Consider the following 24,889-nt stretch of genomic DNA (forward strand, 5'->3'; position numbering starts at 1 on the left):
GATCTCTCTTTCGCGGATTAGCAAGAACTCTCAGGTCAGACTCGCAAGAGCACTGTCGCGCGGCACCTGTTGCTGAACGTGGTGCGCACGTCGCATCAGTACGGCGTTCGACATGTTGGTGCGCACGGGAGCCGAATCCGCCGCGTGCGGCGCCTCGGTAGCGCGTCCGTATCGCAGAACACCCGTGGTCTATCACGCTCGGCCGATACATTGGATCGTTGTTGTTCTCGGGCAGAAAAAAGGGGGGCCCATGCTGGTCAGTGGTTGGCAGCAAGCGTTGACTCTTGTCGCTGTGTTGGTGCCAGGGTTTGTTTTTCAAGGAGTGAAGAAGGCTCGCGTCGGTCCATCTCCCGAGGATCGCGATCTGAGTGCGCGTTTAATCCGCGCCCTCGCGTTGTCGGTCGGGTTTCTGCTTGTTTACGTCCTGTGTCTGGGTGAAGCCCTAACGAAGCGACTGACCCAGCCTGAACACCGGTTCGATGATCCTCGATTGGTCGGGTTCGTTGGCGCACTTCTTGTTTTCGTCATTCCTGCCCTGGCAGGGCATGTGGCAGCAAGCTTTGTCATGCGTCAGAGCTACAACAACACGGGTTTCTGGGGGACAATTTTCCATTCAGCTGATTCGGAGCGCGATGAAGTAGGCTGGTGGAAGGCACTTTTCAGTGCTGACAGCAACTATTCCCCAGTGCCAACTGCCTGGGACTATGCGACTGCTAAGGTCGCGCCCAACAGCTTCGTGCGGGTACTGAATGCCCAAGGTTCATGGATTGGTGGATGCGTTACCACTGAAGCATTTTTCACCGGCTATCCAGAGCCTAGGGACATTTACGTCGACCGAGCTTGGAGCATGGCAGAAGACGGTGAGTTCTTGGACGAGTTACCTGGCCCAACTGGAGTATGGATCCCGTGTACCGATGCTGCTCTAGTTCAGATCGTCGCTCCGGCACCCGAGACACCAGAATCAGACGAGGAGTCATCCACATTCCTAGGGTGAGAAGGCGTAGGTACAATCGTGAACGCGGGCGGAGGATTCTTGCCGTCAACGACACGTGCGTTCGACAAGGGCCATACTGGCTACCGGAGGTATCGATGATGGCAGATCAGACCAGTTCACAGCCAAGTGGGAAATCCCGGCGTGTGTGGATCGCGCCGCGATCGGGAGGCTACCGGCCCGGCGGCGAGTTCGTTGCGAGCTCGTCACAACAGAAGTCCTCTCCCAAAAAACCTAAGGGTAGCGCTGGCGTTCCCTCTAAGACGGGCGCAAAGGGATGACGGGCAACCAAGACTGCACGGATGAACCGGAATCCTTGGTCGGCGGCGGGTATCGCCCAATCTCAGCTAGGTCAGATGCACCCGACGAGCAGCGTCACGGCGGGCGTAAACCGGTAAATACCGGCCAACGCCCCCCTCGTCAGCAGCAAACGACCCAAAAGCCACCTCCTGGTTCAGGCGGAGTGAAGAAGAGCTCCTAGGTCATCCCGGAGAATCGGCGATCGCCTGGACCGCGCGGAGGAGGCCAAAAACGCGCCAACGACTGCGCTCGCTCTCGACCCGTCGCCGGCCGAGAGGGCGCTTCTCCAGGCGCAACTCGCTCCGTCTTCCCGCCCTGATCAGCACCGCCGGGAACGAACCTGACGGCTCACTGTCAGGTGAGACCAAGCCTGCTCACAGCTTCGCCGATCACCATGGGTCGTATGTTGACACTTGCGATACTCACCCTGCTGGTCATGGCTGTATCCGGCGCGACGGCTGCTCGCGCACCGCGGACGCTGGTTCGGGTTCCGTGACTCAGAGAGTCCGGACGGGTTCGAGAATTTCCTGACGCGCTTCGGGGGCGACAACGCGCAGAGCGTCGGCAGATTCGTCGTCCGGCTGACGCTGCGACGCGATCTCGGCCTCGACCCGAGCCCGGTACGTGTCGACCTCACGGTCGACCGTGGCCTCGTCCCACCCCAGGATCGGGGCAATGAGTGCTGCGACCTGACCCGCGCAGTTCATCCCACGATGCGAGTACTCGATGGAGATCCGGGTGCGCCGCGACAGCACGTCCTCGAGGTGCAGTGCGCCCTCGGCCGCAGCGGCATAGACCACCTCGACCTGCAGATAAGCGGGCGCGTCGGTCAACGGTTGCAGCAGTTCGGGTTTGCCGTCCGCCATGGCCAGCACCTCGTCGATCAGCGAGCCGTACCGGTCCAGCAGATGAGTCACTCGGTGCGGATGCAGCCCGTGTACTTCGCCCAGGTGCGGGGCCTGATTGACCAGCGCGAAGTAACCGTCCGCGCCGACGAGCGGCACCTTCTCGGTGATCGACGACGCCACCCGCGCCGGGATGTCCTCGGCCGCGAGATCCACTGCGTCTTCGGCCATCACCCGGTAGGTCGTGTACTTGCCACCTGCGATGGCAATGAGTCCCGGTGCCACCCGCGCCACCGCGTGCTCACGGGACAGCTTGGACGTTTCGTCGCTTTCACCCGCCAGTAGCGGCCGCAATCCCGCGTAGACGCCGTCGATGTCGTCGTGCGTGAGCGGCGTGACGAGCACCCCGTTGACTTCGCCGAGAATGTAGTCGATATCGGCTTTGGTCGCGGCAGGGTGCGCGAGATCGAGGTTCCAGTCGGTATCGGTGGTCCCGATGATCCAGTGCGCGCCCCACGGAATGATGAACAGCACGGACTTCTCGGTGCGCAGAATGATCGCGGCTTCGCTGACGATGCGATCGCGCGGCACCACGATGTGCACACCCTTCGAGGCCCGTACTCGGAAGCGACCACGCATGTTCGACAGCGACTGTATTTCGTCGGTCCACACGCCCGTGGCGTTGATCACCACGTGCGCTCGCACCTCGGTGGTGGCCCCGGTCTCCGAATCTCGCACTCGCACACCGGAAACACGGTCGGCTTCACGGAGGAACCCCACGACCTGAGTGGACGTCCGCACCACTGCGCCGTAGTGGGCTGCCGTTCTGGCGACGGTCATCGTGTGCCGCGCGTCGTCGACGACGGTGTCGTAGTACCGAATTCCGCCGATCAGCGATTTCCGTTTGAGGCCGGGCGACATCCGCAGGGCACCCGAACGGGTCAGATGCTTCTGTTGCGGAACCGATTTGGCACCGCCCATCCGGTCGTACAGAAAGATACCCGCCGCGATGTACGGGCGCTCCCACCCCCGATGGGTGAGGGGGAACAGGAATTTCAGCGGTTTGACCAGATGCGGCGCGAGTGTGGAGAGCGAGAGTTCACGTTCGTGCAGCGCCTCACGGACGAGTCCGAACTCGAGTTGTTCGAGGTAGCGAAGGCCACCGTGGAACATCTTGGACGAGCGAGAGGACGTGCCCGACGCGTAGTCACGCGCCTCCACGAGCGCCACCTTCAGGCCTCGTGTTGCGGCGTCGAGCGCGGCACCCGAACCCACGACGCCACCGCCGACGACCACGACGTCGAATTGTTCGCGTCCGAGCTGGTCCCACGCCTCCACCCGTTGGGTGGGTCCGAGGAACTTCGTGTTCGATCGGTTGCTCACTGGACGCTCCCTGTCCTCGAAAATTCCTCGCGATGTCTCCCACGTCAGGCTACCGCCCCAGGTCGGCCGAGCGCAGAACCAGCGCAGGCTGGTCGCGGTTCAGCTTCGCCGTGTCATCGACGCATGTGCCGCGCTCAGCCGCCGCACTGCCTCGTTCAGCACCTCCGGTGTGGAGCCGGCGAAGCTCAACCTCAGCGAGTGGCGGAAGTACTCGGCCGACGTGGACGTTGCAGCGCGCACGAACGCGCTACCCGGCACGAACGCGACGCCGTGCGCGAGCGCCGCAGCGAGCAGCTCGGTGGTATCGGTCCCGTCGCGAAAGGTCGCCCATGCGAACATTCCACCTGTGGGTCGCGAGACGTCCAGCGCCGAACCGAATTCCCCGGACAGAGCGCTCATCAATGCGTCTGCGCGACAACCGTACTCACGCCGAAGATCGGTCAGGTGGTCCGCCAGCCACCCGGTGTCGCCCAGCATGTCCGCTGCCATCAGCTGTGTCAGCGAGGAACCGCACAGATCGGCACCCTGTTTGAGCAGTTCCACCGCCGCGCACACTCGGGGCGGGGCAACGAACCATCCCACGCGCAGAGTCGGCGCCAGGATCTTCGACGCGCTCGACAACCTGACGACCCGATCGCTGTGACACGCGATCGGCAACGGGGGCGGTCCGCATTCGATTGTGTCGAACCAGATCTCGCCGTACGGATCGTCCTCGATGATCCAGAATCCGTACCGGTCGGCCAGGGCCGCGAGTCGGCGACGGCGAGCCTCGGTCATCGTCACGCCGCGGGGGTTGTGGAAGTTGGCGACCGTATGGACCACCGCGGGCCGCAGGCCGGCGAGCAGCCGCGCTTCGAGCTCGTCGACATCCATCCCGCCATCGGTGATGGGGATGGATTCGATCTGCGCCTCGGCAATCGAAAACACCTGCAGCGCGCCGGTATACGCCGGCTCGTCGACGACGACAACGGCACCCGGGTCGATCAGCGCCTGCGCGAGCAGCGTCAGTGCCTGCTGCGATCCGTGCGTCACGACGACGGTGTCAGTCGGAACCGTCACTCCCCCGCGCACGGCGCTCTCTCTGGCGGCGATCACGTTGCGCAGTGTGCGGTGGCCGGGGGTCTCGCAGTACTGCACTGCGTCGGAGTGTCGCAGCACTGCGTCCGCTGCGGCAGCGATGCGGTCGACCGGTATGAGATCTGTGGCCGGTAAACCGCCGGCCAGGCTGATGATCTCGTCGCGAGCGGTCAGGGCCAGAAGGTCGCGGATGGCCGAGCTGTCGAGTGTTGCGGTGCGTCGGGCCAAGCCGGCAGGCGGATGAATCGAAGACACGAAAGAGACTCCAGGGAAGCAGGGACGGGAAGAACGGCCCGCGGATCCGCAGAGTCGAAGAGAGAGCGGACGGGTGTGTCCGCTCTCTCGACTATGTCATGTGCGTCCGAAATATGAAACGCACTTCTCACATTGTGAAATCAGTCCAGATCGTCGTGCGCCATCAACTGACGCGCGGCCTCGATGACCGAACCCGACAGCGACGGATAGACCGAGAACGTGTTGGCCAGGTCGTTCACCGACAGATTGTTCTGCACGGCCATCGCGATCGGAAGAATCAACTCCGATGCGCTCGGAGCAACCACCACGCCACCGATGACCACACCGGTGGCGGGGCGACAGAAAATCTTGACGAAACCACGCTTGAGGCCACTCATCTTCGCTCGCGGGTTGGTCGTCAACGGCAACATCACCGTGCGTGCCGGTACGTCGCCTGCATCGATCGCGGACTGTGCGACGCCGACCGATGCGATCTCGGGCCGCGTGAACACCGCCGACGCCACGGTCTTGAGCTTGATGGGACTGACGGCCTGGCCCAGGGCGTGGTACATCGCGATGCGTCCCTGCATCGCGGCCACCGACGCCAACGGCAGCAGACCCGTGCAGTCACCCGCCGCGTAGATGCCCGCGACCGCGGTACGAGACACGCGGTCGACACGCAGGTATCCACCCTTGTCGAGTTCGATGCCCACCTTTTCGAGTCCGAGACCGGAGGTGTTTGGAACGGAACCGACGGTCATCAGCGCGTGGCTGCCCTCGACGGTGCGCCCGTCGGACAGCGTGACGACGATGCCGTCGTCGGTGCGGACGACCGAGTCTGCGCGGGCATGCTTGACGAGGGTGACGCCACGTTCGTTGAACGCGTCTTCGAGCACCAGGGCGGCGTCCTCGTCCTCGTGCGGGAGGACGCGATCGCGGCTCGATACCGCGGTGACCTTGACGCCCATCTCGGTGTAGGCCGAGACGAACTCGGCACCGGTCACACCGGATCCCACGACGACGAGGTGTTCGGGCAGTGCTTCGAGGTCGTACAACTGACGCCAGTTGAGAATGCGTTCGCCGTCCGGCTCGGCACCCTTGACGACGCGGGGGCGTGCTCCAGTGGCGACGAGGACCACATCGGCGTCGAGAATTCGCTCCTCGCCGTCGGCCAACACCGCCTTGATCTGGTGCGAGGCCAATCCGACGTGCGTGTCGATCATCTCGGCGCGACCGGCCAGTATTTCGACGCCCACCGAGGTGACCCGGTGCGCGATGTCGGTGGACTGCGCCTGCGCGAGACTCTTCACTCGCGAATGAATCTGGGGCAGCGCCACGGCTGCCTGTGATGGGTCGAGTGAGATTCCGAGGTCGCTCGCGCGACGCATCTCGGTGCGAATGCCGGTCGAGGCGATGAACGTCTTCGACGGCACGCAGTCCCACAGAACGCAGGCACCACCGATGCCGTCGGAATCGACGAGCGTCACCTGTCCGCCGTGCTGCGCCGCCACCAATGCTGCTTCGTACCCTGCCGGACCACCACCGATGATCACAATCCGGGTCATTGATCCTCTTCTCGCGTGCTGAAATCTTTGTACTGTGTCACGTCAACGGTATTGCAGTGTCCGGTTCCGCGCGTCGGTAAGGCTAGCTTCACTCCACCCGCCGCTCGGCGTACCTGCGACGACGCACCGAAACACCACCACGGGGCGTCAACGGGCAGCGATACGGTTTAGGCTGGCCGACGTGCCAATTTATGCCGCCTACGGATCGAACATGCATCCGGAGCAGATGTTGCAGCGTTGCCCCCACTCACCGCTGTCGGGAACCGGGTGGCTGCACGGGTGGCGCTTGACCTTCGGCGGTGGCGACATCGGCTGGGAGGGCGCGCTCGCCACGATCGTCGAGGACCCGGACTCACAGGTCTTCGTGGTGCTCTACGACGTCTCCGACGAGGACGAGGAAAGCCTGGATCGGTGGGAGGGCTCCGAGCTCGGCATCCACCGCAAGATCCGGCTGCGCATCGAGACCGGAGGCGAGCCGGTCCTCGCGTGGCTCTACGTTCTCGACGCCTACGAGGGTGGCCTACCGTCGGCACGCTACCTCGGGGTCATGGCCGAGGCAGCCGAAATTGCCGGTGCCCCAGCCGAATACGTGCGCGACCTGCGCACCAGGAACAGCCGCAACGTAGGACCCGGTACCACGTCGTAGAAGTTCGCGGTCAGCGGCGACGACAACCGCCCGACCGCTAGTTCGGATCCAATGCGATTCCGGTCATCACTTTCACACCCACGGCCAAGGCTCGCTCGTCGAGGTCGAATGTCGGCTGATGGATGTCGAGTTGCGGACCGGTCCCCGACCACACGCCCAATCGGGCCATCGCTCCTGGCACGTTCTCCAGGTACCACGAGAAGTCCTCGCCGCCACCGGACTGCGCGGTGTCGGCCAATGCTGTCGGACCGACTCGGCCGATTGCCTTCTCGAAGGTGGCCGTGGACGCCGGGTCGTTCACCACAGGCGGTACGCCGCGACGGTAGTGCAGCTCGAATCGCACCCCGGTCGGTGCCAGCAGACCGGTGACGATCTCGCGAACGAGCGGCTCGAGCAGCGCCCACGTTTCGTGGTCGCCGGTCCGTACTGTTCCGGTGAGCATGCCGGTCTGCGGAATGGCGTTGGGGGCCTGCCCCGCCACGACCGCGCCCCAGACCATCACTGTGCTGGTTCGCGGATCGATTCGTCTGCTCAACATGCCGGGCAGCCCGGTGATGACGGTCCCCAATGCGTAGACCAGATCGGTCGTCAGGTGCGGCCTCGACGTGTGCCCGCCCGGCGAGTCCAGACGCAATTCGACGGTGTCGGCGGCGGAGGTGATGGCCCCGACACGCACTCCCACCTGCCCCACCTCGAGCCGAGGGTCGCAGTGCAACGCGAAAATCTTCGACACCCCGTCGAGCGCACCCGCGGCAACGGCGTCGAGTGCACCGCCCGGCATGACCTCCTCGGCAGGCTGGAAGATCAGCCGAACCCCGTACTGCAGGTCCGGCAGCGACGCCAGCGCTAGTCCGGTCGCCAGCAACACCGTGGTGTGGGCATCGTGCCCGCACGCGTGGGATACGCCGGGAACCGTCGACGTGTACGGCGCACCGGTGATCTCCTGCAGCGGCAACGCGTCCATGTCCGCGCGCAGCGCGACGCGCGGGCCGTCGGGACCGATATCGCAGATCAAGCCCGTGCCGCCGGGCAGCGGTTTGGGTGACAGGCCTGCCGCCGAGAGCTGCTCCATGACGAACGCAGTCGTGGCGAATTCACGACGGGCCAGTTCCGGATGGGCGTGAATGTGCCGACGCCACAGAGACAGATCTTCTGTGTGAGCCTGAATCCACCGATCGATCGCGGCTTCACGTGAACTCATCCGAACTTCTGCCTCTTCGCCTGCGCTCATCCGAACTTCTGCCTCTTCGCCTGCGCTCATCCGAACTTCTGCCTCTTCGCCTGCGCTCATCGCTGCACCGCCGATCGAGCGTTCACACCGTCGAGCAGACGCGCCCGGGTCTGTGGATCGGCTGCGGCGCGAGCGGCCGTTCCGGCGAGGGCGAGAGCACCGTCGAGCAGTGCACGATCGGCGGACTCGGTGACACACGCTGCGGCGAACTCCGGTTGATGCGTCACCGCCCCTCCGGCATCGAGGCCGACGACGGGGTGGATTCCGGGTAGAACATTCGTCACGTTTCCCATGTCAGTGCTGCCCAACGGGCGAAATCCTTCCAAATCCGGTGCCAAGGGCGACCGTCCCAATGATTCGATTTCCTGACGAAATGCCGCCACCAGCCACGAATCCGGGGTCAGGGCCGCGTACGTCGGCGACACCGTGCGGATTTCGTGTGTGCATCCGGTGGCAATGGCACCCGCCTCGAAACAGGCGAACGTCTTCTTCGTCAGCGCCTCGAGTGACTCGGTGCTGTTCGCGCGAAGATAGTAGAGCAGCTCGGCATGTCCGGGCACGATGTTCGGCGCGACGCCGCCGTCGCTGACGATGCCGTGCAGTTGCTGGCCGGGCGAGAGGTGCTGCCGAATGAGCCCGAGCGCCACCTGTGCGACGGTGACGGCATCGCCCGCGTTGATTCCCCACTCGGGGGCGGCCGACGCATGGGCCGCACGGCCGGTGAATTTGACGGCAACGTCGGCCAATGCCAGCGACGTCGCGCCCACGATGTCGAACGGGCCCGGATGCACCATCAGTGCGGCACCGATGTCGTCGAAAACGCCGCGCTCGAGCATCAGGACCTTGCCACCGCCCGTTTCCTCGGCAGGGGTGCCGAGCACTCGGACCGTGATGCCGAGCGCATCGGCCACCGGCGCGAGCGCCAGGGCGGCACCCACCGCGGACGCGGCGATGATGTTGTGGCCGCAGGCATGACCGATCTCGGGCAACGCGTCGTACTCCGCGCAGATTCCGATCACGAGCTCGCCGCTACCCACCGACGCGGTGAATGCGGTGTCGATGCCGGCGACCCCGGATTCGATCTCGAAATGGTGGGCGCGAAGCGTGTCGAGGACCTTCGCAACGCTGCGATATTCCTCGAACGCCAGTTCCGGTTCTGCGTGAATCGAGTGCGACAGCGCAACCAGTTCGTCGGTTGCGTGAGCGAGCGCGCGGCCGATCTCCTCGCCCACGGCGGCACTGTTCGGTTCGTCGATCACGAGAGACAGTGTGTCACTAGCGCGGCGGCGTGTCGGAACGGCTGTGCCGACTCCGAGCCCGAACAGTGCCGGACGGGCTAGTTGCCGAAGCTGAAGTTGCTGTCGTCCGTCGGCGTCGTCAGCGCAGCGAGCAGGTCCACGTGCATCCGACTCTTGATGCCGGCCAGGTTCGCTCCCCGGGTGCTGGTCAGCGCCGCCGCCTTGGCAACGGCGTCGGAGACCACCGATTCCTCGGACGCGGTGGCCTCGACGATTCCTGCGGCCACCGCATCGGCCCCGCCGTAACGACGGCCGGTCAGCATCGCCTCGACGGCGGTCTGCTTGGGCAGCCTGGAGTTGATCAGGGCAGACATGCCGACGGTGAACGGCATGTTGAGGTTGACCTCCGGCAGGCAGTAGAAGCCTCGGTCTGCGCGCTGGATGCGGAAATCCTGCGATGTTGCGAACATCGCGCCGGCACCGAACGCATGGCCCTGCACCGCTGCGACCGTGGGCATCGGGAACGCCAGCAGCCGCGTGTAGAGCGTGTGCACGCGGTCGAGGTACCAGGTGATCCGGTCCAGGTTCGCGAACAGCCAATCGGTATCGAGTCCGTTGCTGTAGAACTTGCCTGCCGAGGTGGTGACCAGCGCGGCCGGACCGGTCGATGCCTCGACCTCGTCGAGCAGTGCATGGACAGCATCTATCCAGTCGGGGTGGAACCTGTTCTCTGGATTGCCCGCGCCCTCCTGGGCACCGAGGAACAAGATGTGGACATCACCGTCGCGTTCGAGATAAGGCATGCAGCGGATACTACTCGGCGGTAACTTCCCGGTCGCACCGTCTCGGTTCCACATCCATCGCAGCGATCTCATACTGTTGTTCATCGTGGCAACTTCCGACGCACGAGCAACCGATCCCGTGACCGATCCCGATGCGGCGGCGCGCACCGCCGCCGATGCTCTCGCTGCAGCGACCGGCATCGACACCCATACCGTCGCCATCGTCCTCGGCTCCGGCTGGCAGGCGGCCGCAGATGTCTTCGGCTCCCCCACCGCGACCGTGCGCATGGCCGATCTCCCCGGCTTCGCACCGCCGTCCGCGTCGGGCCACTCCGGCACGATCACCTCGGTGGACGTGGGCGGAACCCACACTCTGTTACTTCAGGGCCGTACGCACGCCTACGAGGGCCACGACCTCCGACGCGTCGTGCACCCGGTCCGCACCGCGATCGCGGCAGGCGCGACGACCGTCGTCCTCACCAACGCCGCCGGCGGCATCCGTGAAGGCATGAGCGTCGGCCAACCGGTTCTGATTTCCGATCACCTCAACCTGACCGCCCGTTCGCCGCTCGTCGGCGCCGAATTCGTCGATCTCGTCGGTGCCTACTCACCCGAACTCCGCGCTCTCGCGGCCGAGATCGATCCGTCTCTCGAGGACGGCGTCTACGCGGGACTGCCGGGCCCTCACTACGAGACGCCTGCCGAAATCAAGATGCTGCGCACGTTCGGTGCAGATCTGGTGGGCATGTCGACGGTGCACGAGACGATCGCCGCCCGTGCAAAGGGTGCTCGTGTGCTGGGAATTTCGTTGGTCACCAACCTCGCTGCCGGCATGACCGGAGAACACCTCGATCACTCCGAAGTGCTCGCTGCGGGCAAGGATTCGGCAGCTCGGATGGGCGCTCTTCTGCACGAGTTGGTCACCCGACTGTGATCGAGGATCTCACCGAGCGTGTGCAACGCTGGATCGCGGGAGATCCCGATCCGGCGAGCCGCGACGAACTCGACGGCCTCTCCGATTCCGAACTCGCGGACCGATTCAGCGGTCCGTTGACCTTCGGCACCGCCGGCCTCCGAGGGCCGGTGCGCGCCGGCCCGAACGGCATGAACGTCGCCGTGGTCGTGCGAGCGACCGCCGGTATCGCAGCGTGGCTGCTCGGGCAGGGCCTCGGCGGATCCACCGTCGTGGTGGGCCGTGACGCGCGCACCGGTTCGGAACAGTTCGCCTTCGCAGCGGCGGAAACGTTGGCCGCGCAAGGATTTTCGGTGGTCCTTCTGCCTCGACCACTCCCCACGCCCGTTGTCGCCTTCGCCGTACGGGCGCTCGATGCCGAGCTGGGGGTGCAGATCACCGCATCGCACAACCCCGCCGCCGACAACGGGTACAAGGTGTATCTGCGGGGCGGGTCGCAGTTGGTTCCGCCGAGCGATGCCCAGATCGAGGCGCTCATCGACGCCAGCGCAGATGCAGTCGACGTGCCTCGCACAGCCGTCGAGCCCAGCGGCTCGGACATCGCGTCGCGCTACCTCGATTCGGTTGTGAGACTGCCCCGTTCGAGACCACGCGATGTTCGTATCGCCCTGACCGCACTGCACGGCGTCGGCGGAGAACTCGCCGTGGCGGCACTGCGCGGCGCTGGGTTCCGCGACATCCGGGTGGTCGAGGAACAGTTCGAGCCCGATCCGTCCTTCCCGACGGTGACCTTCCCCAACCCGGAAGAGCCGGGTGCTGCGGACGCGGTTCTCGCGCTGGCGGCCGAGACCGACGCCGACCTCGCCGTGGCACTCGACCCCGATGCCGATCGCTGCGCAGTCGGAGTCCGAAACGCTCACGGTTGGCGGATGCTGACCGGGGACGAAACCGGCGCTCTGCTGGCCGACTACCTGCTGCGTGACGCACCGCCCGGCTCACTGGTGGCCAACACCATCGTGTCCTCGCAGCTGCTCTCGGCACTGGCACCGGCCCGCGGCGCGCGCTATGCCCGCACACTGACCGGTTTCAAATGGCTCGTGCGCGCCGGAGACGGCCTCGTGTACGCCTACGAAGAAGCGATCGGCCACTGCGTAGATCCGAATGTGGTGCGAGACAAGGACGGGATTTCTGCCGCCGTCGTACTGGCGGACCTCGCGGCGGCGCTGAAGCAGGACGGACGCACGCTACTCGACGTACTCGACGACCTCGCCGTCGAATTCGGAGTCCACAGCGGCGCGCAGGTGTCGCGCCGAGTGCAGGATCTCACCGACATCGGGGACATGATGCGCCGGTTACGCAGCACGCCGCCGACGGAGTTGGCCGGACGCACGGTGACCGTCATGGACTACGCCGACCGCGACGACGAGTTGCGCACCGACGCAGTCGAAATCGCGGGATCGGGGCTGCGGGTCATCGTGCGGCCGTCCGGGACCGAACCCAAGCTCAAGGCGTACCTCGAGGTCGTCGAGCCCGTCTCGGACCGGCAGGATCTGGCAAGGGCGAGAGCGACGGCGGACGAACTCCTGGCCCAGCTCTCCTCGTTCGCAAAAGAGCTGTAACTCAGAACAGTGCCGACTGCACCGCAGGCAGATCGGACGTGAAGGCCCCGAGTTCGATGCGCCGACCCCTCAATGCCGCCAGATCCGCGACGTAGGTCTGCTCGTCGACCGAGGCGATCACCGCCTGCCCGACGCATGTCCTGATCTGCAGTCCATGAGAGCCGGTTGCGACATCGGCAGGGTAGGCAACCCGAGTATCGTTCTCGCTCAATGTTTCCCGTCCCATGGGCGGTGTCCACCGCTCCGTGATCGGCCGACATCCGCCGATCGCGGCGTCGGTCAACAGCTGACGGACCTGCTCCGCACGCGCGGCAGTGCCTGCCTCCAATCGGTCGAGATCGAGTGGCACGCACAGCGATGCTGCCTTCGTCGCCGACCGTACGGCCTGCCGTAGTCCGAGCCTTTCGGTCACCAGGTCCTCGGCGACACGCACGGCCTTGCCGTCGTCCGCGTACGCGACGTACTGCGCACAGATAGCCCCCTGCTCGGCCAGCCGACCCCATTTGCGAGTCTGCGCGGCTGTCCCGATCTTGTAGGTGCCGTTGGCAAACGCCGCCAGGTAGAGCCAATGCGGTGCCATGACATGCTTTTCCAGATCGCGGGAGACGAATCCGCTGCGGTGCACGGTATGGACGAAACGAAACACGTCCTTGTCCGCGCACCGTGCGCACTGGCTCGACCCGACGGCCGGTTCTCGGCCCGGGCACGGAACGTACCGCGGCGGCCCGTCCGCAGTGAATGCCGTTCGGCCCGTGCAGTATCGGTCTGCCGCACCGCCGAGAGCGCGGTAGCTCAGTGTGTTACCCACCAGCTCCTGGAACTCGACCTGCTCGGTCTCGATATCGAGCAGGCGCAACCGCGGGGTGTCGGGCCCGGCGGAGGGCCAGGACACCCCGAGCGCGAGCAGGGTTGCACCGGAGCGAATCAGCGGGGTCCGAACTGACGGTCGCCCGCGTCGCCGAGGCCCGGGACGATGAAGGCATTGTCGTTGAGTCCGTCGTCGATGCTCGCGGCAACGAGTCGCACCGGGAGTCCCGACGCTTCGAGCGCTGCGACACCTTCGGGGGCGGCCACGACGCAGATGGCAGTGACATCGGTTGCGCCGCGTCCGACGAGCAGCTCGATCGTGTGCACCATCGATCCGCCGGTCGCCAGCATGGGGTCGAGCACGTAGACCGGAGTCTGGGACAGGTCGTCGGGCAAGGACTCCATGTAGGGCACCGGCTGATGCGTCTGCTCGTCCCTGGCCATCCCGACGAACCCGACGCGAGACTGTGGAATCAGACCGCTCGCCTTCTCCACCATGCCGAGACCGGCACGCAGTACGGGCACGAGCAGCGGCGGACGAGCCAACCGGGTGCCCTGGGTGATCGCGACGGGAGTACGTACCTCGAACGTGTCGATGTCGGCGTCCCTGGTGGCCTCGTACACCAGCATGTGGGTGAGCTGGCGGAGCGCAGTGCGGAACGTGGCGTTGTCGCTCCGCTCGTCCCGCATGGTGGTGAGCAGGGCGGCGGCCAGTGGGTGGTCGACCACGTGTGTATCCATGTCTCACAGGATAAGGCCCAGCACCATGAGGCCCACACGATGAGCCCCACCGGAGGAGATCGCCGAGACGAACGGCGAACGGCAGGTCGTGGGAACCGATGTGCCCGCACTCGCGTCGAACCAGTTGGGCGTCGCATTCGGCGACTGCGCGAACGCACGCGATTTCAGGGGGACTCATGGACGAACTCGTCGTCGAGACCGAGGGGGTGCTCGCCTACGGCGCAGCGGCGTCGACCATGGCCGAGCAGATCGCGGCGGCCGGTGCTGCCGCCGCTGCCTGCGGGCCCGCCGTGTTGGCACCGGTGTTCGGCCTGATCGGGCAGGAATTTCTGGCCACCGTGACCGGAACCCATCTGGCGCATACCGATGCGGTCGTTCGCCTGGCGGGAGCGGTGGCGAGCCTCGGTTCTGCGGCCACCGATGCTGCGGTGTCGTACGCCCGCACCGACGACGCAACCGGGGCGGCCGTCACGGCCCACTCTGCCGGTCGCGCACCGGACGCTCGGTAAGCGGCGATGATCGATCTACTCTCTCGCCCCATCGTCGAGCTGCTCGGTGCCTTCGGCGGCGGTACCGTTCCCTCCGGAGGCCCCGCGGATGTGTTGCGACTGTCGTCGGCTGCGATCGAGGCCGCCCAAGGAATCGGCCGCATCGCGATCACCGAACTTGGTTCGACCTGGAACGGCGAGGCCGCGGACGCCGCACTTCGGTACGCCGAGAACGCTCATGCGAGTGCTCTGGCCCTTGCCGATCACGCGGACGATATCGCCGCCGTCGTCGATCGGGCATGTCGGGATACCGAGCAGGGTTTCGTCGAACTACAGGCAATAGTGCAGTCGTTCGTGGGCATCGCCCTCTCCGCAGGACCGATCATTGCCACCCCGATCGGGCAGACGATGCTGATCTCGGCCGCGATCGAGCACCTCGAGCGTGCCCTGGCGGTGGTCGCGCGTGTGCGCGCCGAACTGGCCGTGCACGCTGCGACAGCCGGCGAGCTGGCCTCCCCGCCCGCGGTCCCCGCACCCATCGACTCCGGCCCGGCAGCGGTGCCGGGCTCGCCCTCGAACCTGATGACCTCACCTGCAACGGCTCAGGTGATCGAGACCGGGGAGAAGCTGGCGAAGACGTTCGCGCAGTCGCTCTCACAAACCGGCGGCACGCCGGACTCCCCCGGAGCCGTTGGAGCACAGCACTTCTTGGGCACTTCGGCGATGGATTCGCCCGGCGCCGGGGACGCCGACCGAGGAGTAGAGGTGCGATTGCCCGACGGGAGCACCGTCACCGCCCCCAACGCCGAAGCCGCAGGTGCCGTTCGCAGCGCGCTGACGCAGCAGGGCGTCCCCTACGCCTGGGGCGGTACGACGCCGGGCACCGGACTGGACTGCAGTGGGTTGACCCAATGGGCGTACGCACAGCAGGGCGTCGACATCCCCCGGCTGGCGCAGGAACAGGACATCGGCTCGTCGGTCGCGGCCGGTGACGTACAGCCCGGCGATCTCGCGGTGTGGGACGGCCACGTAGCGATGGTCATCGGCAACGGCCAGCTCGTCGAGGCGGGAGACCCGGTGCAGGTAGGACCGATCAGAACGACCAACAGCGACATGGCATTCAAGGGCTTCTACCGTCCGACCCAATAACGGTCGGACCGAACGAGAGGCAGACCGAATGAGAGGAAGTCGATGACGGACGCGAACACCACCGTCGTCAGCGCGGTATCGGCAACTCGATCCGGCTCGGTATCCGTTCGCGCCACCGAGCATGGAGTGCCGATCGCAATCGCTATCGACGAAGGTGAACTACGTTTCGGGGGAACAGCATTGGCGTCGACGATCCTGGATCGATGCACGCGGGCGACCACAGCCGCTCGGGCACAGCGCCGAATCCGGTTGGCCGAGGACGGGGTTCCCGCCGACATCCTCGATCGCCTGGGTCTGCCGACCGACGCCCGAGTGGCCGCCGACGCGAACGACGATCTGGCCCAGGAACCGGCACCCACTAGTTGGTTGCGACCGGTATGACCCACTCTCACCCCACCGATCTCGACACCGTGATCGACAACGTGATCGACAAAGCCCGACACCGGCTCGACGGATTGCGTGAGACACAGGAGCGCGTCGACCACATCAGGATTCGAGTGGCCTCACCCAACGGGCTCGTGACCGTCGTCGCGGACGGTACCGGGGCCATGGTCGGTCTCGATCTCGCGGAGGATCTCGGATCGGTGACTGCCCGCGAACTCGCGTCGACCATCGTTCTCACAGCCGCCGAGGCGGCGTCCGCAGCGTTGGACCAGCGCGAGACCATCCTGCAAAGTCTGCAGGATTCGTTCACAGACTCCTGAGATAGGCTTCGCGCCATGGCTGGAGACATCATCCCGATCGAACTCGGTCTGACCGCCGGTGACTTCTCGACACTGTGGGCACCGGAGTGGCGAGAAGGCGACGACGAATGGGAGGCATTCCTCGGACACGAGGAAGATCTCTACGGATTCGCCACGGTTGCCGAGCTCGCCGCATTCGTCCGATCCGACGACGACAACGACCTCGTCGACCACCCGTCGTGGCCGGTGGTGTCCGCTCTCGCGGCCTACGAACTCGAGCCCGACGAGCTGCATCGGTTCGACCTCGTCGCAGTGCCCGAGCTGGTGGCTGCAGACCCCGAAGCCGACGTTCTCGCCGAACTGCAGGCCACCTTCGACATCGTCTCGTCCATCGGTGATGTCTGCGAACTACGGCCCGTGACAAGCTTTTTCGGAACCAATCCGTTCGTCGGAGCGGTGGCCGGTGGCGTCGAGAACTTTCTCGGCCGTGAAGGTGCCGAGCTGTGGGACCGCATCGGTGCAGCAGTGGCGAAGCATTGGGACGAAGTCCTCGACGCAGTCGATTCCATCGTGACCTCCCCCGACGTCGACAGCGCCGCCGTTGCCGTCGCCGACGCGGAGATCACCGCGGCTGCGGAGAACGCCGTCGATGCAGACGACGCAACGGACGACATCGACGACGACACCGAGGACGACGAGTCCGACGACGACACCGAGGACGACGAGTCCGACGACGACGCAGAGAGCGACGAGGACGACGTCGACCGAGATCCCATCGCCGCTGCCGCGGCGGAGGAGACGTTCTGGACCACCGTCGGTATCGATCCCATTCGCATCATCACGTCCGACGACACGCTGTACACCCTGCGGTGCTACCTCGGCGACAAGCCCGTCTTCCTCGGCCGCGGTGGAGCCATCAGCGTGTTCGGGTCCGAGCGGTCGCTGGCTCGCTATCTCGCCGACGATCACGATCACGATCTGGCGCAGGTCAGCACCTACTCCGATGTTCAGACCGCCGCGATCGACGGCTCCCTGGACATCACGATCACCGACGACAACGTCTACGTACTGCCCGGACTCGCCGACGACCTTGCCGACGGGCCCACCGCAGTGGACGTCGACCAGCTCGATCTTGCCGTCGAATTGTTCACCGATGCAGCCGATTTCGCCGGCGACAGCTCGGTGGACGAGGCCCTCGCCACGTCCACACCGTTGGGCTGGTACGTCTCGTACACCCTCGAGCCCAGTCCCGATCGGCTGGCCCCGAGCGCACCGTTCGACGTCGAGGCCGAGGCCTGGCGAGCCCTCGAGCGAGAGTTCGAGAGCCGTCTCCGCAAGAAGTAGGGCGTTCTCGCCCGGCCGCGCGCTCGCTCGTCAGCCGATCAGCACCGCGTAGCCGGGCTTGATGACGTCGTCGATCAACGCCAATCGCTCGTCGAACGGCAGGAATGCGGACTTCATCGCATTGATGGTGAATCGCTCGAGGTCACTCCACCCGTAGCCGAACGTATCCACCAGTTTGACCATCTCTCGGCTCATCGAGGTGTCGCTCATCAATCGGTTGTCGGTGTTCACGGTGACGCGAAACCGCAGTCGTGCGAGCAGATCGAAGGGGTGCGTCGCCAACGATTCGACGGCACCGGTCTGCACGTTGGAACTGGGGCACAACTCCAGAGGCATCCTGGTGTCGCGGACGTACGCGGCCAACAGACCGAGTGACGGCGTGCCGTCGGAGTTCGTGGTGATGTCGTCGGTGATCCGCACTCCGTGTCCGAGCCGGTCGGTCCCGCAGAACGCCACCGCTTCCTGGATGGACGGCAAACCGAACGCTTCGCCTGCGTGAATGGTGAAGTGCGCGTTGCTGGCTCGCATATATTCGAAGGCGTCGAGATGGCGGCTGGGAGGGAAGCCCGCCTCGGCCCCGGCGATGTCGAAGCCCACCACCCCGCGGTCACGGAAACGCACCGTCAGTTCCGCGATCTCTCGTGAACGTGCGGCGTGCCGCATGGCCGTCAGCAGGGTGCCTATGGTGATGTTCTTGCCCCGCACCTTGGCTGCGGAGATGCCCGCCTCGAAACCGGCGAGGGTGTGGGTGACGACCTCGTCGAGGGTCAGCCCGCGTTCGAGGTGCTGTTCCGGCGCGAAGCGCACCTCGGCGTACACGACGCCGTCGTCGGCCAGATCCTCGGCGCATTCGCGCGCCACCCTGAACAACCCCTCGGGGGTTTGCATGACGGCCACGGTGTGCGCGAAGGTCTCGAGGTAGCGCTCGAGCGATCCACTGTCCGCTGCGTCGCGGAACCACTCCCCCAGAGCGGCACCGTCGGTCGCGGGTAACCCGTCGTATCCGCATTCGTCGGCCAGTTCGAGCACGGTCTGCGGTCGGAGTCCGCCGTCGAGGTGGTCGTGGAGCAACGCCTTCGGAGCCGACCTGATGGACGCGAGATCGAGTGGCGCACTGCCACCGATCGAGGACTGAGTGTTCTCCGCGGTGCTCATGTGTCGACGGTAGCGCGCGTCGTGCGCGGACGCGCGCCTGTCATCGCCACTCGGCGAGTCCGCGGATTCCCCCGACGTCCGCCGCTTCCGCGACCTATTTCGTTGCATTGTTACTCCGATGAAAACTATTCCGTCGATACACAGCGAATCGGCGACGGAAATCGTAGTGTTCATCCATCACACGCGACCGATTCTGTCGGGTCCCCTTCCGACGCCTCGGTCGACTCGAACCTCGGAGAGACCTATGTCGATTGCGGAACCGCCCAACACCATTCCGGGCAAGGGACTCAACACCGGCGCGCTCGGGTTGGTCGGCAACATCGTCATCGGACTGTCGGCGGTGGCCCCGGCCTACAGTCTCGCCGCCACCCTCGGCTACGTCGTTCTGGCCGTCGGCGACAAAGCACCGTCGATGTTTCTCATCGCCTTCGTTCCGATGCTGCTCACCGCCTTCGCCTACCGCGAGCTCGGGCGCGACACACCTGATTGCGGGACGTCGTTCACCTGGGGCACCAAGGCCTTCGGGCCCTGGGTCGGTTGGATGGCCGGGTGGGGGCTGGCCGTCTCGGCGATCATCGTGCTGGCCAACGTCGCCGAGATCGCAGCCATCTACCTGTTCGAGTTCCTCGGCCTGTCGGACTTGGCGGAGTCGACCGCGGCCAAGGTCGCCCTCGGTTCGTTCTTCATCGTCGCGATGACCTACGTCAGTTTTCGCGGCATCCTCATCAGCGAACGCATGCAGAACGTGTTGCTGGTCGTCCAGTTCGGCGTACTCATCGGAGTGTCGGTGACGGCACTGGTCAAGGTGGGGACAGGTACGGCCGGTCCGCAGGCCATCACGCCGCAATGGAGCTGGTTGGTGCCCACCGGGGTGACGATGTCCGACGCGGCCCAGGCCATCATCCTGTGCATCTTCATCTACTGGGGATGGGATGCCTGCCTTGCCGTCGGCGAGGAAACGAAGGACTCGGAGAAGACGCCGGGACGAGCCGCAGTGATCACCACGCTGATTCTCGTCGCGACCTACGTGCTCGTCGGATACGCCGTGCAGTCGTTCGCGGGGTTCGGAGACACGGGTATCGGTCTGAACAATCCGGACAACGTCGACGATGTGCTCACCATTCTCGGCGATCCGGTCGCCGGCTCGATCGTCGCGTCGCTGCTGCTGTTGACGGTGTCCATCTCGGCGCTGTCCTCTACACAGACGACCATCCTGCCCACGGCCCGCGGAACACTGTCGATGGCTGTGTACGAGGCAATCCCCAAGCGGTTCGCCAGCGTGCACCCCAAGTACATGACGCCCGGCTTCGGCACGCTCGTGATGGGTGCCGCAGCCCTGATGTTCTACCTGGTGCTCACCTTCGTCAGCGCCAACGCGCTGCAGGATTCGGTGGCATCGCTCGGACTCGCGGTCGCGTTCTACTACGGCATCACGGCATACGCATGCACATGGTACTTCCGTCGGACACTGTTCTCGTCCGCCCGAAACCTGTTCATGCGCGGCATCTTTCCACTTCTCGGCGGGCTGTCCATGACGTGGGCGTTCGTGCAGAGCGCAGTCGACATGATCAAGCCCGACTACGGTTACACCGTCTACGGTCCGATCGGCGGAGTGTTCGTCCTCGGTGTCGGCATGCTGGTACTCGGAATCCCACTGATGCTGCTCTGCTTCGTGGGTAACAAGGATTTCTTCCAGGGCAAGACACTCACCGCGTCCACCGAAGTCAAGGTTCCGGACACTTATTAGAAGAGAAGGACCGAAACTCATGAAGATCACCGTCGGCTACCTCGCCACCCCCAGCGGCGACGACGGCGTAGCCCTGGCCACCGCCCTCGCCCGCGCCCTCGACGCGTCCATCGACATCGTGCTGGTCATGGCCGTCGACGAACCTGTCATGGAAGGCAGCGGACCCTATCGAAAGATCCTCGAGGCCAAGGCGAGGGGCTGGGTGGACGACGCGGCCGCCCAGGTCCCGTCGGGTATCGAGGTGACCACGCACGTGATCGGCCACGAGTCGTTCGCCCGCGCCCTGATCGACTTCGCCGTGAACTCCGATGCCGACATGATCGTTGTCGGCGGTGCCAGTGACGGCCTGCTGAACCGACATTCGATCGGCTCGGTCGCCGGTCAGCTTCTGCACGCCTCGGAAGTTCCGTTGGCACTTGCCCCTCGGGGCTACCGGCTCTCCAGCGCACCGATCACCGATCTCACCGTCGCCGTCCCCACCCGGTCATCCGCCCCGAACCCGTTGCCGTTCGCTTTCACTCTCGCCAGCGCTGCGCACGTGCCTCTTCGATTGGTCTCGCTGGTCTCTCTGGAATCGACCGGAACCCCGAGCGACGAGACTTCACTGGACACGCGTCGACGGCAAGTCGCTGCCGCACAGGAGAATCTGGAACTCGCGGCCCGCACTCTCCCCGGCATCGAGGGCCTGGAATCCGTGGTGGCCGACGGGTCGACACTGGACGAGGCCGTGGGCAACCTCGAGTGGAAGCCGGGCGATGTGTTGTTGCTCGGCTCCAGTCGGCTGGCGACCCCCAAGCGAGTGTTCCTGGGCTCGAGTGCCGCCAAGATTCTGCGTGCTGCCCCGGTGCCGGTGGTCGTCGTTCCGCACGAGTGAGCGGCTTCGCCGCATGTGAGTGGAAATGCGTAGCAGAGCCCGAGTTTCCACTCACGTGCGGCGCAGCCGCTCTAACTGTCGAAGCCCAGACCCAACGCGTCCATTCCCTTCAGCCACAATCCCCGCCGTCCCTCGTTGCGGTCTGCACGAGCGAACTGCGCACGAGTGATGTTGATCCCGATCGACTTGAGGGGCTCGGGTGGAAACGGCAACGGCTTGGTACGCACCATCTTCAGGCGTGTCCGTTCGGTGTCCTTGCCGTCGAGTAGGTCGAGCGCGGTGCGGGCCCCGAAGTGCGACGCGCCGACGCCGAGGCCGGTGAACCCGGCCACCGAGGCCACCCGTCCGTTCATGCCGAGATCCCAGAAGGCACTGAACCGCGAGCACGTGTCGATCGATCCGCCCCACGCGTGGGTGGCACGGATTCCCTCGAGGGCTGGGAACATCTGCAGCAGATGTTCGGCGAGCAACGCAAACTCTTCTGGATGTTGGGTTCGGCGTGGGTCGGTGTCGCTACCGTAGAAGTAGTGCGCGTCCCACCCACCGAACAGGATGCGATCGTCGGCCGTCAACCGGAAGTAGTGGAATCGATTGCCGGAGTCGGCCAATCCTTCGCGGCCGGACCAGCCGATTGCGGCGAGCTGCGCCGGCGTCAGTGGTTCGGTCATGATCACGTAGTCCCACACCGGGACTATCCAGTGACGGAGCTTGCGCCGCAACGATTTCGATGCCGAGGTGGCCAGCAGAACCTTGGCTGCCTCGATGGTGCCGTAGCCCGTCTTCACCCGAATACCGTTGCTGGACTTGTCGATCGACAAGGCCCGAGTGTTCTCGTGGATGCGTACGCCGAGCGACTCCGCCGCGTCGGCCAGGCCCCAGGCCAATTTGGCAGGATCGATCATCGCGACGTCGGGGTCGAACAGGGCACCGCGCGCCATCGGTGAGGTGATTTTGGCTCTCACTGCAGCGGCGTCGAGGTATTCCATCGGTTGCGACAGTCGTCTCCCCTCGTCGCCGAGCTCACGGAGGTCGTCGACCTGCCAGTCGAAATTGGCGATGTCGAGCTCGCCGGTGCGTTCGATGTCGGCGTCGATTCCGTACTTCTTCGCAGTCGCGCAGATCGCGTCGAGCGTCTCGGTTCCCATTCGCAGCAACTCGGGTAGTTCGTCGGCATACCGGTCGAGTCCGTTGCCCAGTCCGTGCGTCAGGCTGGCCGCGCAGAAGCCGCCGTTGCGTCCGGTGGCACCCTCGGCAATGCGGTCGCCTTCGAGCAAGACAATCGATCTGTCGGGGTTCTCCTCTGCCGCCTGCAGAGCCGCCCACAATCCGGTGAACCCGCCGCCGACGATCACCAGATCCGCAGACGTCGAACCGGAGTGCCGCGGTCTGGGCGTCGGTCGTTCCGGTCGGTCGAGCCAGAAGGGCTGCGGCGCTGCTCCGAGAACCATCGCCACGCCGCGATCGGTGGGTTCGGTAGCCCAGGATGCGCTCATCGTCGTAGCTCCTGATCCTCGGGTCCTGCGCTAGCGAAAACGGTGCGATGCCAGGACTTTCGGGCCACACCGGTGATGTCGGTCATCACGTGTTTGACGGTGAGGTACTCGTCGAGCGAGTAGCTCGACATGTCCTTGCCGAAGCCCGACGCTCCGAATCCGCCGTGCGGCATCTCGCTGATGATCGGGATGTGGTCGTTGATCCACACACAACCGGCCGCGATCTCCCGCGACGCTCGGCCCGCGCGGTACACGTCGCGGGTCCACGCCGAGGCCGCCAGTCCGAACGCGGTGTCGTTGGCCCGCCGAATCGCATCGTCGTCGCCGTAGTGCCGCGACACCGTGAGCACCGGTCCGAACACCTCGTCGCGGTAGATCTCGTCCTGCTCACCCACATCGGCGATCAACGTCGGCGGGTAGAAAGCACCCCTACCGTCCGGGACACGGCCTCCGGTGACGATCCTCGCTCCGGTATCGCGAGCCCGATCCACCATGGCCGCAACCCGATCCCGATGCGCGATCGAGATCAGCGATCCCATGTCGGTCGCCGGATCCGTCGGATCTCCCATGACGACGCGTTCCATCACCTCGGCTACTCCGGCGACGAAATCGTCGTACAGGGAGTCCGCGACGATGGCGCGGGTGGCTGCCGTGCAGTCCTGTCCGCCGTTGATCAACGAACCGGCGACGGCACCGTGAATCGCAGCCTCGAGGTCGGCATCGTCGAACACCACGAAGGGGGCCTTGCCGCCGAGTTCGAGCTGCACCCGGGTGCCGTGCATGGCAGCCTGCGACATCACCTGCCTCCCGACGGGAGTGGAACCGGTGAAAGTCATCAGGTCCAGGCCCGCATGCGAGGACAACGCGACTCCGGCCTCCGCTCCGGTTCCGGTGACCACGTTGAACACCCCGTCGGGCAGGCCGGCCTCCGAGGCGAGACGCGCCAGACGCAGCGTGGTCAGAGGCGTGAGTTCACTGGGCTTGAGCACGATGGAACACCCGGCCGCCAACGCCGGGATCGCCTTCCAGACGGCCATCTGCAGCGGATAGTTCCACGGCGTGATCGATCCGACCACGCCGACCGGGTCGCGTCGGATGGCCGAGGTGTGTTCGCCCGAGTACTCGGCCGCTGCCTTGCCGTCCAGATGTCGGGCAGCTCCGGCGAAGAACTCGATGTTGTCGACGCTGCCCGGAACGTCGAACTCCGTTGCCAGACGCACGCTTTTGCCGGTCTGGGCCACCTCTTCGGTGGCGAATTCGGCGTCGGCCGCCACCGATCGCGCCAACTCGGCAAGCACCGCGCCGCGCTGGGCCGGAGTTGCGGTGGCCCACTGCGGTAGCGCCGAGCGCGCTCGAACGAGAGCCGCTTCGACGTCCGCTGCCGTGGCGAGACCGAACTCGGACACCACGGTTCCGGTCGCCGGGTTCTCGACGCCGCAGCGGTCGCCGCTGCCGTCCACTGCGCGTCCGTCGATCCAACAACCAGGAATGTTCGCCATGACTGCACGATACCGACCGATCCACGGATTCGCCCGGTTTCCGATCCCGCAACAACCGATTCTGTCGTCGAAACAGATATTTATT

Annotated in this window: 22 protein-coding genes; 11 read left to right on the forward strand and 11 right to left on the reverse strand. The window is 65.4% G+C overall.

Annotation, left to right across the window (positions count from 1 at the left end):
- Nucleotides 1-250: 250 nt before the first annotated feature.
- Nucleotides 251-994 (forward strand): DUF6338 family protein, encoded by a 744-nt coding sequence (locus JLZ96_RS04245; RefSeq protein WP_201009541.1) that lies wholly within the window; start codon nt 251-253, stop codon nt 992-994.
- Nucleotides 995-1,788: 794 nt separating this feature from the next.
- On the opposite strand, the gene JLZ96_RS04250 is transcribed toward JLZ96_RS04245, so the two are convergent.
- The 3 genes from JLZ96_RS04250 to JLZ96_RS04260 form a co-directional block, all read right to left on the reverse strand.
- A complete protein-coding gene (locus JLZ96_RS04250) occupies nt 1,789-3,519 on the reverse strand; it encodes a glycerol-3-phosphate dehydrogenase/oxidase (protein ID WP_027496443.1) in 1,731 nt (576 codons plus the stop codon).
- Nucleotides 3,520-3,618: 99 nt separating this feature from the next.
- Nucleotides 3,619-4,851, reverse strand: coding sequence for a PLP-dependent aminotransferase family protein (locus JLZ96_RS04255; RefSeq protein WP_201009542.1), 1,233 nt, complete (start codon nt 4,849-4,851; stop codon nt 3,619-3,621).
- Nucleotides 4,852-4,991: 140 nt separating this feature from the next.
- Complete coding sequence (locus tag JLZ96_RS04260; RefSeq protein WP_027496441.1) at nt 4,992-6,395, reverse strand: NAD(P)H-quinone dehydrogenase; 1,404 nt, start codon at nt 6,393-6,395, stop codon at nt 4,992-4,994.
- A 181-nt stretch (nt 6,396-6,576) separates the two neighbouring features.
- Here JLZ96_RS04260 and JLZ96_RS04265 point away from each other — a divergent pair, with 181 nt between their 5' ends.
- Nucleotides 6,577-7,041, forward strand: a complete 465-nt coding sequence (locus JLZ96_RS04265) for a gamma-glutamylcyclotransferase (RefSeq protein WP_027496440.1) — start codon at nt 6,577-6,579, stop codon at nt 7,039-7,041.
- 37 nt (nt 7,042-7,078) lie between these two features.
- Here the strand turns inward: JLZ96_RS04265 and JLZ96_RS04270 are convergent, their stop codons facing one another.
- The 3 genes from JLZ96_RS04270 to JLZ96_RS04280 form a co-directional block, all read right to left on the reverse strand.
- Nucleotides 7,079-8,242 carry a M20 family metallopeptidase gene (locus JLZ96_RS04270; protein ID WP_201010654.1) on the reverse strand — a complete coding sequence of 388 codons (1,164 nt, stop codon included), beginning with the start codon at nt 8,240-8,242 and terminating at the stop codon, nt 7,079-7,081.
- A gap of 86 nt (nt 8,243-8,328) precedes the next feature.
- Nucleotides 8,329-9,504, reverse strand: coding sequence for a M20 family metallopeptidase (locus tag JLZ96_RS04275; RefSeq protein WP_048319884.1), 1,176 nt, complete (start codon nt 9,502-9,504; stop codon nt 8,329-8,331).
- Between the two features lie 104 nt (nt 9,505-9,608).
- On the reverse strand, nt 9,609-10,313 hold the full coding sequence (locus JLZ96_RS04280) for an enoyl-CoA hydratase-related protein (RefSeq protein ID WP_032366665.1): 705 nt from the start codon (nt 10,311-10,313) through the stop codon (nt 9,609-9,611).
- 85 nt (nt 10,314-10,398) lie between these two features.
- Between JLZ96_RS04280 and JLZ96_RS04285 the strand changes: the two genes are divergently transcribed.
- Entirely contained in the window at nt 10,399-11,226 is an 828-nt protein-coding gene (locus JLZ96_RS04285; protein WP_048319886.1) for a purine-nucleoside phosphorylase, read from the forward strand.
- Entirely contained in the window at nt 11,223-12,824 is a 1,602-nt protein-coding gene (locus tag JLZ96_RS04290; protein WP_201009543.1) for a phospho-sugar mutase, read from the forward strand. The genes JLZ96_RS04285 and JLZ96_RS04290 overlap by 4 nt, the downstream gene beginning before the upstream one ends.
- A gap of 1 nt (nt 12,825) precedes the next feature.
- Here JLZ96_RS04290 and JLZ96_RS04295 read toward each other — a convergent pair whose 3' ends face one another.
- Nucleotides 12,826-13,716 (reverse strand): DUF2797 domain-containing protein, encoded by an 891-nt coding sequence (locus JLZ96_RS04295; RefSeq protein ID WP_236253830.1) that lies wholly within the window; start codon nt 13,714-13,716, stop codon nt 12,826-12,828.
- Between the two features lie 32 nt (nt 13,717-13,748).
- Nucleotides 13,749-14,372 carry a uracil phosphoribosyltransferase gene (upp, locus tag JLZ96_RS04300; protein ID WP_201009544.1) on the reverse strand — a complete coding sequence of 208 codons (624 nt, stop codon included), beginning with the start codon at nt 14,370-14,372 and terminating at the stop codon, nt 13,749-13,751.
- A gap of 176 nt (nt 14,373-14,548) precedes the next feature.
- On the opposite strand from upp, the gene JLZ96_RS04305 reads away from it, so the two are divergent.
- Genes JLZ96_RS04305 through JLZ96_RS04325 form a run of 5 tightly spaced genes read left to right on the forward strand, consistent with a single transcriptional unit; the run spans nt 14,549 to nt 18,036 of the window.
- Entirely contained in the window at nt 14,549-14,881 is a 333-nt protein-coding gene (locus JLZ96_RS04305; RefSeq protein ID WP_201009545.1) for a type VII secretion target, read from the forward strand.
- 6 nt (nt 14,882-14,887) lie between these two features.
- On the forward strand, nt 14,888-16,009 hold the full coding sequence (locus JLZ96_RS04310; RefSeq protein ID WP_201009546.1) for a C40 family peptidase: 1,122 nt from the start codon (nt 14,888-14,890) through the stop codon (nt 16,007-16,009).
- 42 nt (nt 16,010-16,051) lie between these two features.
- Nucleotides 16,052-16,390 carry a hypothetical protein gene (locus JLZ96_RS04315; RefSeq protein ID WP_201009547.1) on the forward strand — a complete coding sequence of 113 codons (339 nt, stop codon included), beginning with the start codon at nt 16,052-16,054 and terminating at the stop codon, nt 16,388-16,390.
- Nucleotides 16,387-16,713 (forward strand): YbaB/EbfC family nucleoid-associated protein, encoded by a 327-nt coding sequence (locus JLZ96_RS04320; RefSeq protein WP_201009548.1) that lies wholly within the window; start codon nt 16,387-16,389, stop codon nt 16,711-16,713. Before JLZ96_RS04315 ends, JLZ96_RS04320 begins: the two co-directional genes overlap by 4 nt.
- Before the next feature lie 15 nt (nt 16,714-16,728).
- Entirely contained in the window at nt 16,729-18,036 is a 1,308-nt protein-coding gene (locus JLZ96_RS04325) for a primosomal protein (protein ID WP_201009549.1), read from the forward strand.
- Between the two features lie 30 nt (nt 18,037-18,066).
- Here the strand turns inward: JLZ96_RS04325 and JLZ96_RS04330 are convergent, their stop codons facing one another.
- Nucleotides 18,067-19,191 (reverse strand): adenosine deaminase, encoded by a 1,125-nt coding sequence (locus JLZ96_RS04330; RefSeq protein ID WP_045841980.1) that lies wholly within the window; start codon nt 19,189-19,191, stop codon nt 18,067-18,069.
- Nucleotides 19,192-19,435: 244 nt separating this feature from the next.
- Between JLZ96_RS04330 and JLZ96_RS04335 the strand changes: the two genes are divergently transcribed.
- Nucleotides 19,436-20,938, forward strand: coding sequence for an APC family permease (locus tag JLZ96_RS04335; protein ID WP_032371009.1), 1,503 nt, complete (start codon nt 19,436-19,438; stop codon nt 20,936-20,938).
- Between the two features lie 19 nt (nt 20,939-20,957).
- Nucleotides 20,958-21,812: a universal stress protein gene (locus JLZ96_RS04340; protein WP_094650066.1), complete on the forward strand. Its 855-nt coding sequence runs from the start codon at nt 20,958-20,960 to the stop codon at nt 21,810-21,812.
- 71 nt (nt 21,813-21,883) lie between these two features.
- On the opposite strand, the gene JLZ96_RS04345 is transcribed toward JLZ96_RS04340, so the two are convergent.
- Together JLZ96_RS04345 and JLZ96_RS04350 are read right to left on the reverse strand one after the other, a co-directional pair.
- The gene (locus JLZ96_RS04345; protein ID WP_201009550.1) at nt 21,884-23,305 is read right to left on the reverse strand and encodes an FAD-binding oxidoreductase; all 1,422 of its coding nucleotides are present in this window, start codon (nt 23,303-23,305) and stop codon (nt 21,884-21,886) included.
- Nucleotides 23,302-24,804: a gamma-aminobutyraldehyde dehydrogenase gene (locus JLZ96_RS04350; protein ID WP_201009551.1), complete on the reverse strand. Its 1,503-nt coding sequence runs from the start codon at nt 24,802-24,804 to the stop codon at nt 23,302-23,304. The genes JLZ96_RS04345 and JLZ96_RS04350 overlap by 4 nt, the downstream gene beginning before the upstream one ends.
- Nucleotides 24,805-24,889: the final 85 nt, after the last annotated feature.

The organism is Rhodococcus sp. NKCM2511, assembly GCF_014905595.1.
In the GTDB taxonomy this organism is placed as follows: Bacteria; Actinomycetota; Actinomycetes; order Mycobacteriales; family Mycobacteriaceae; genus Rhodococcoides; species Rhodococcoides fascians.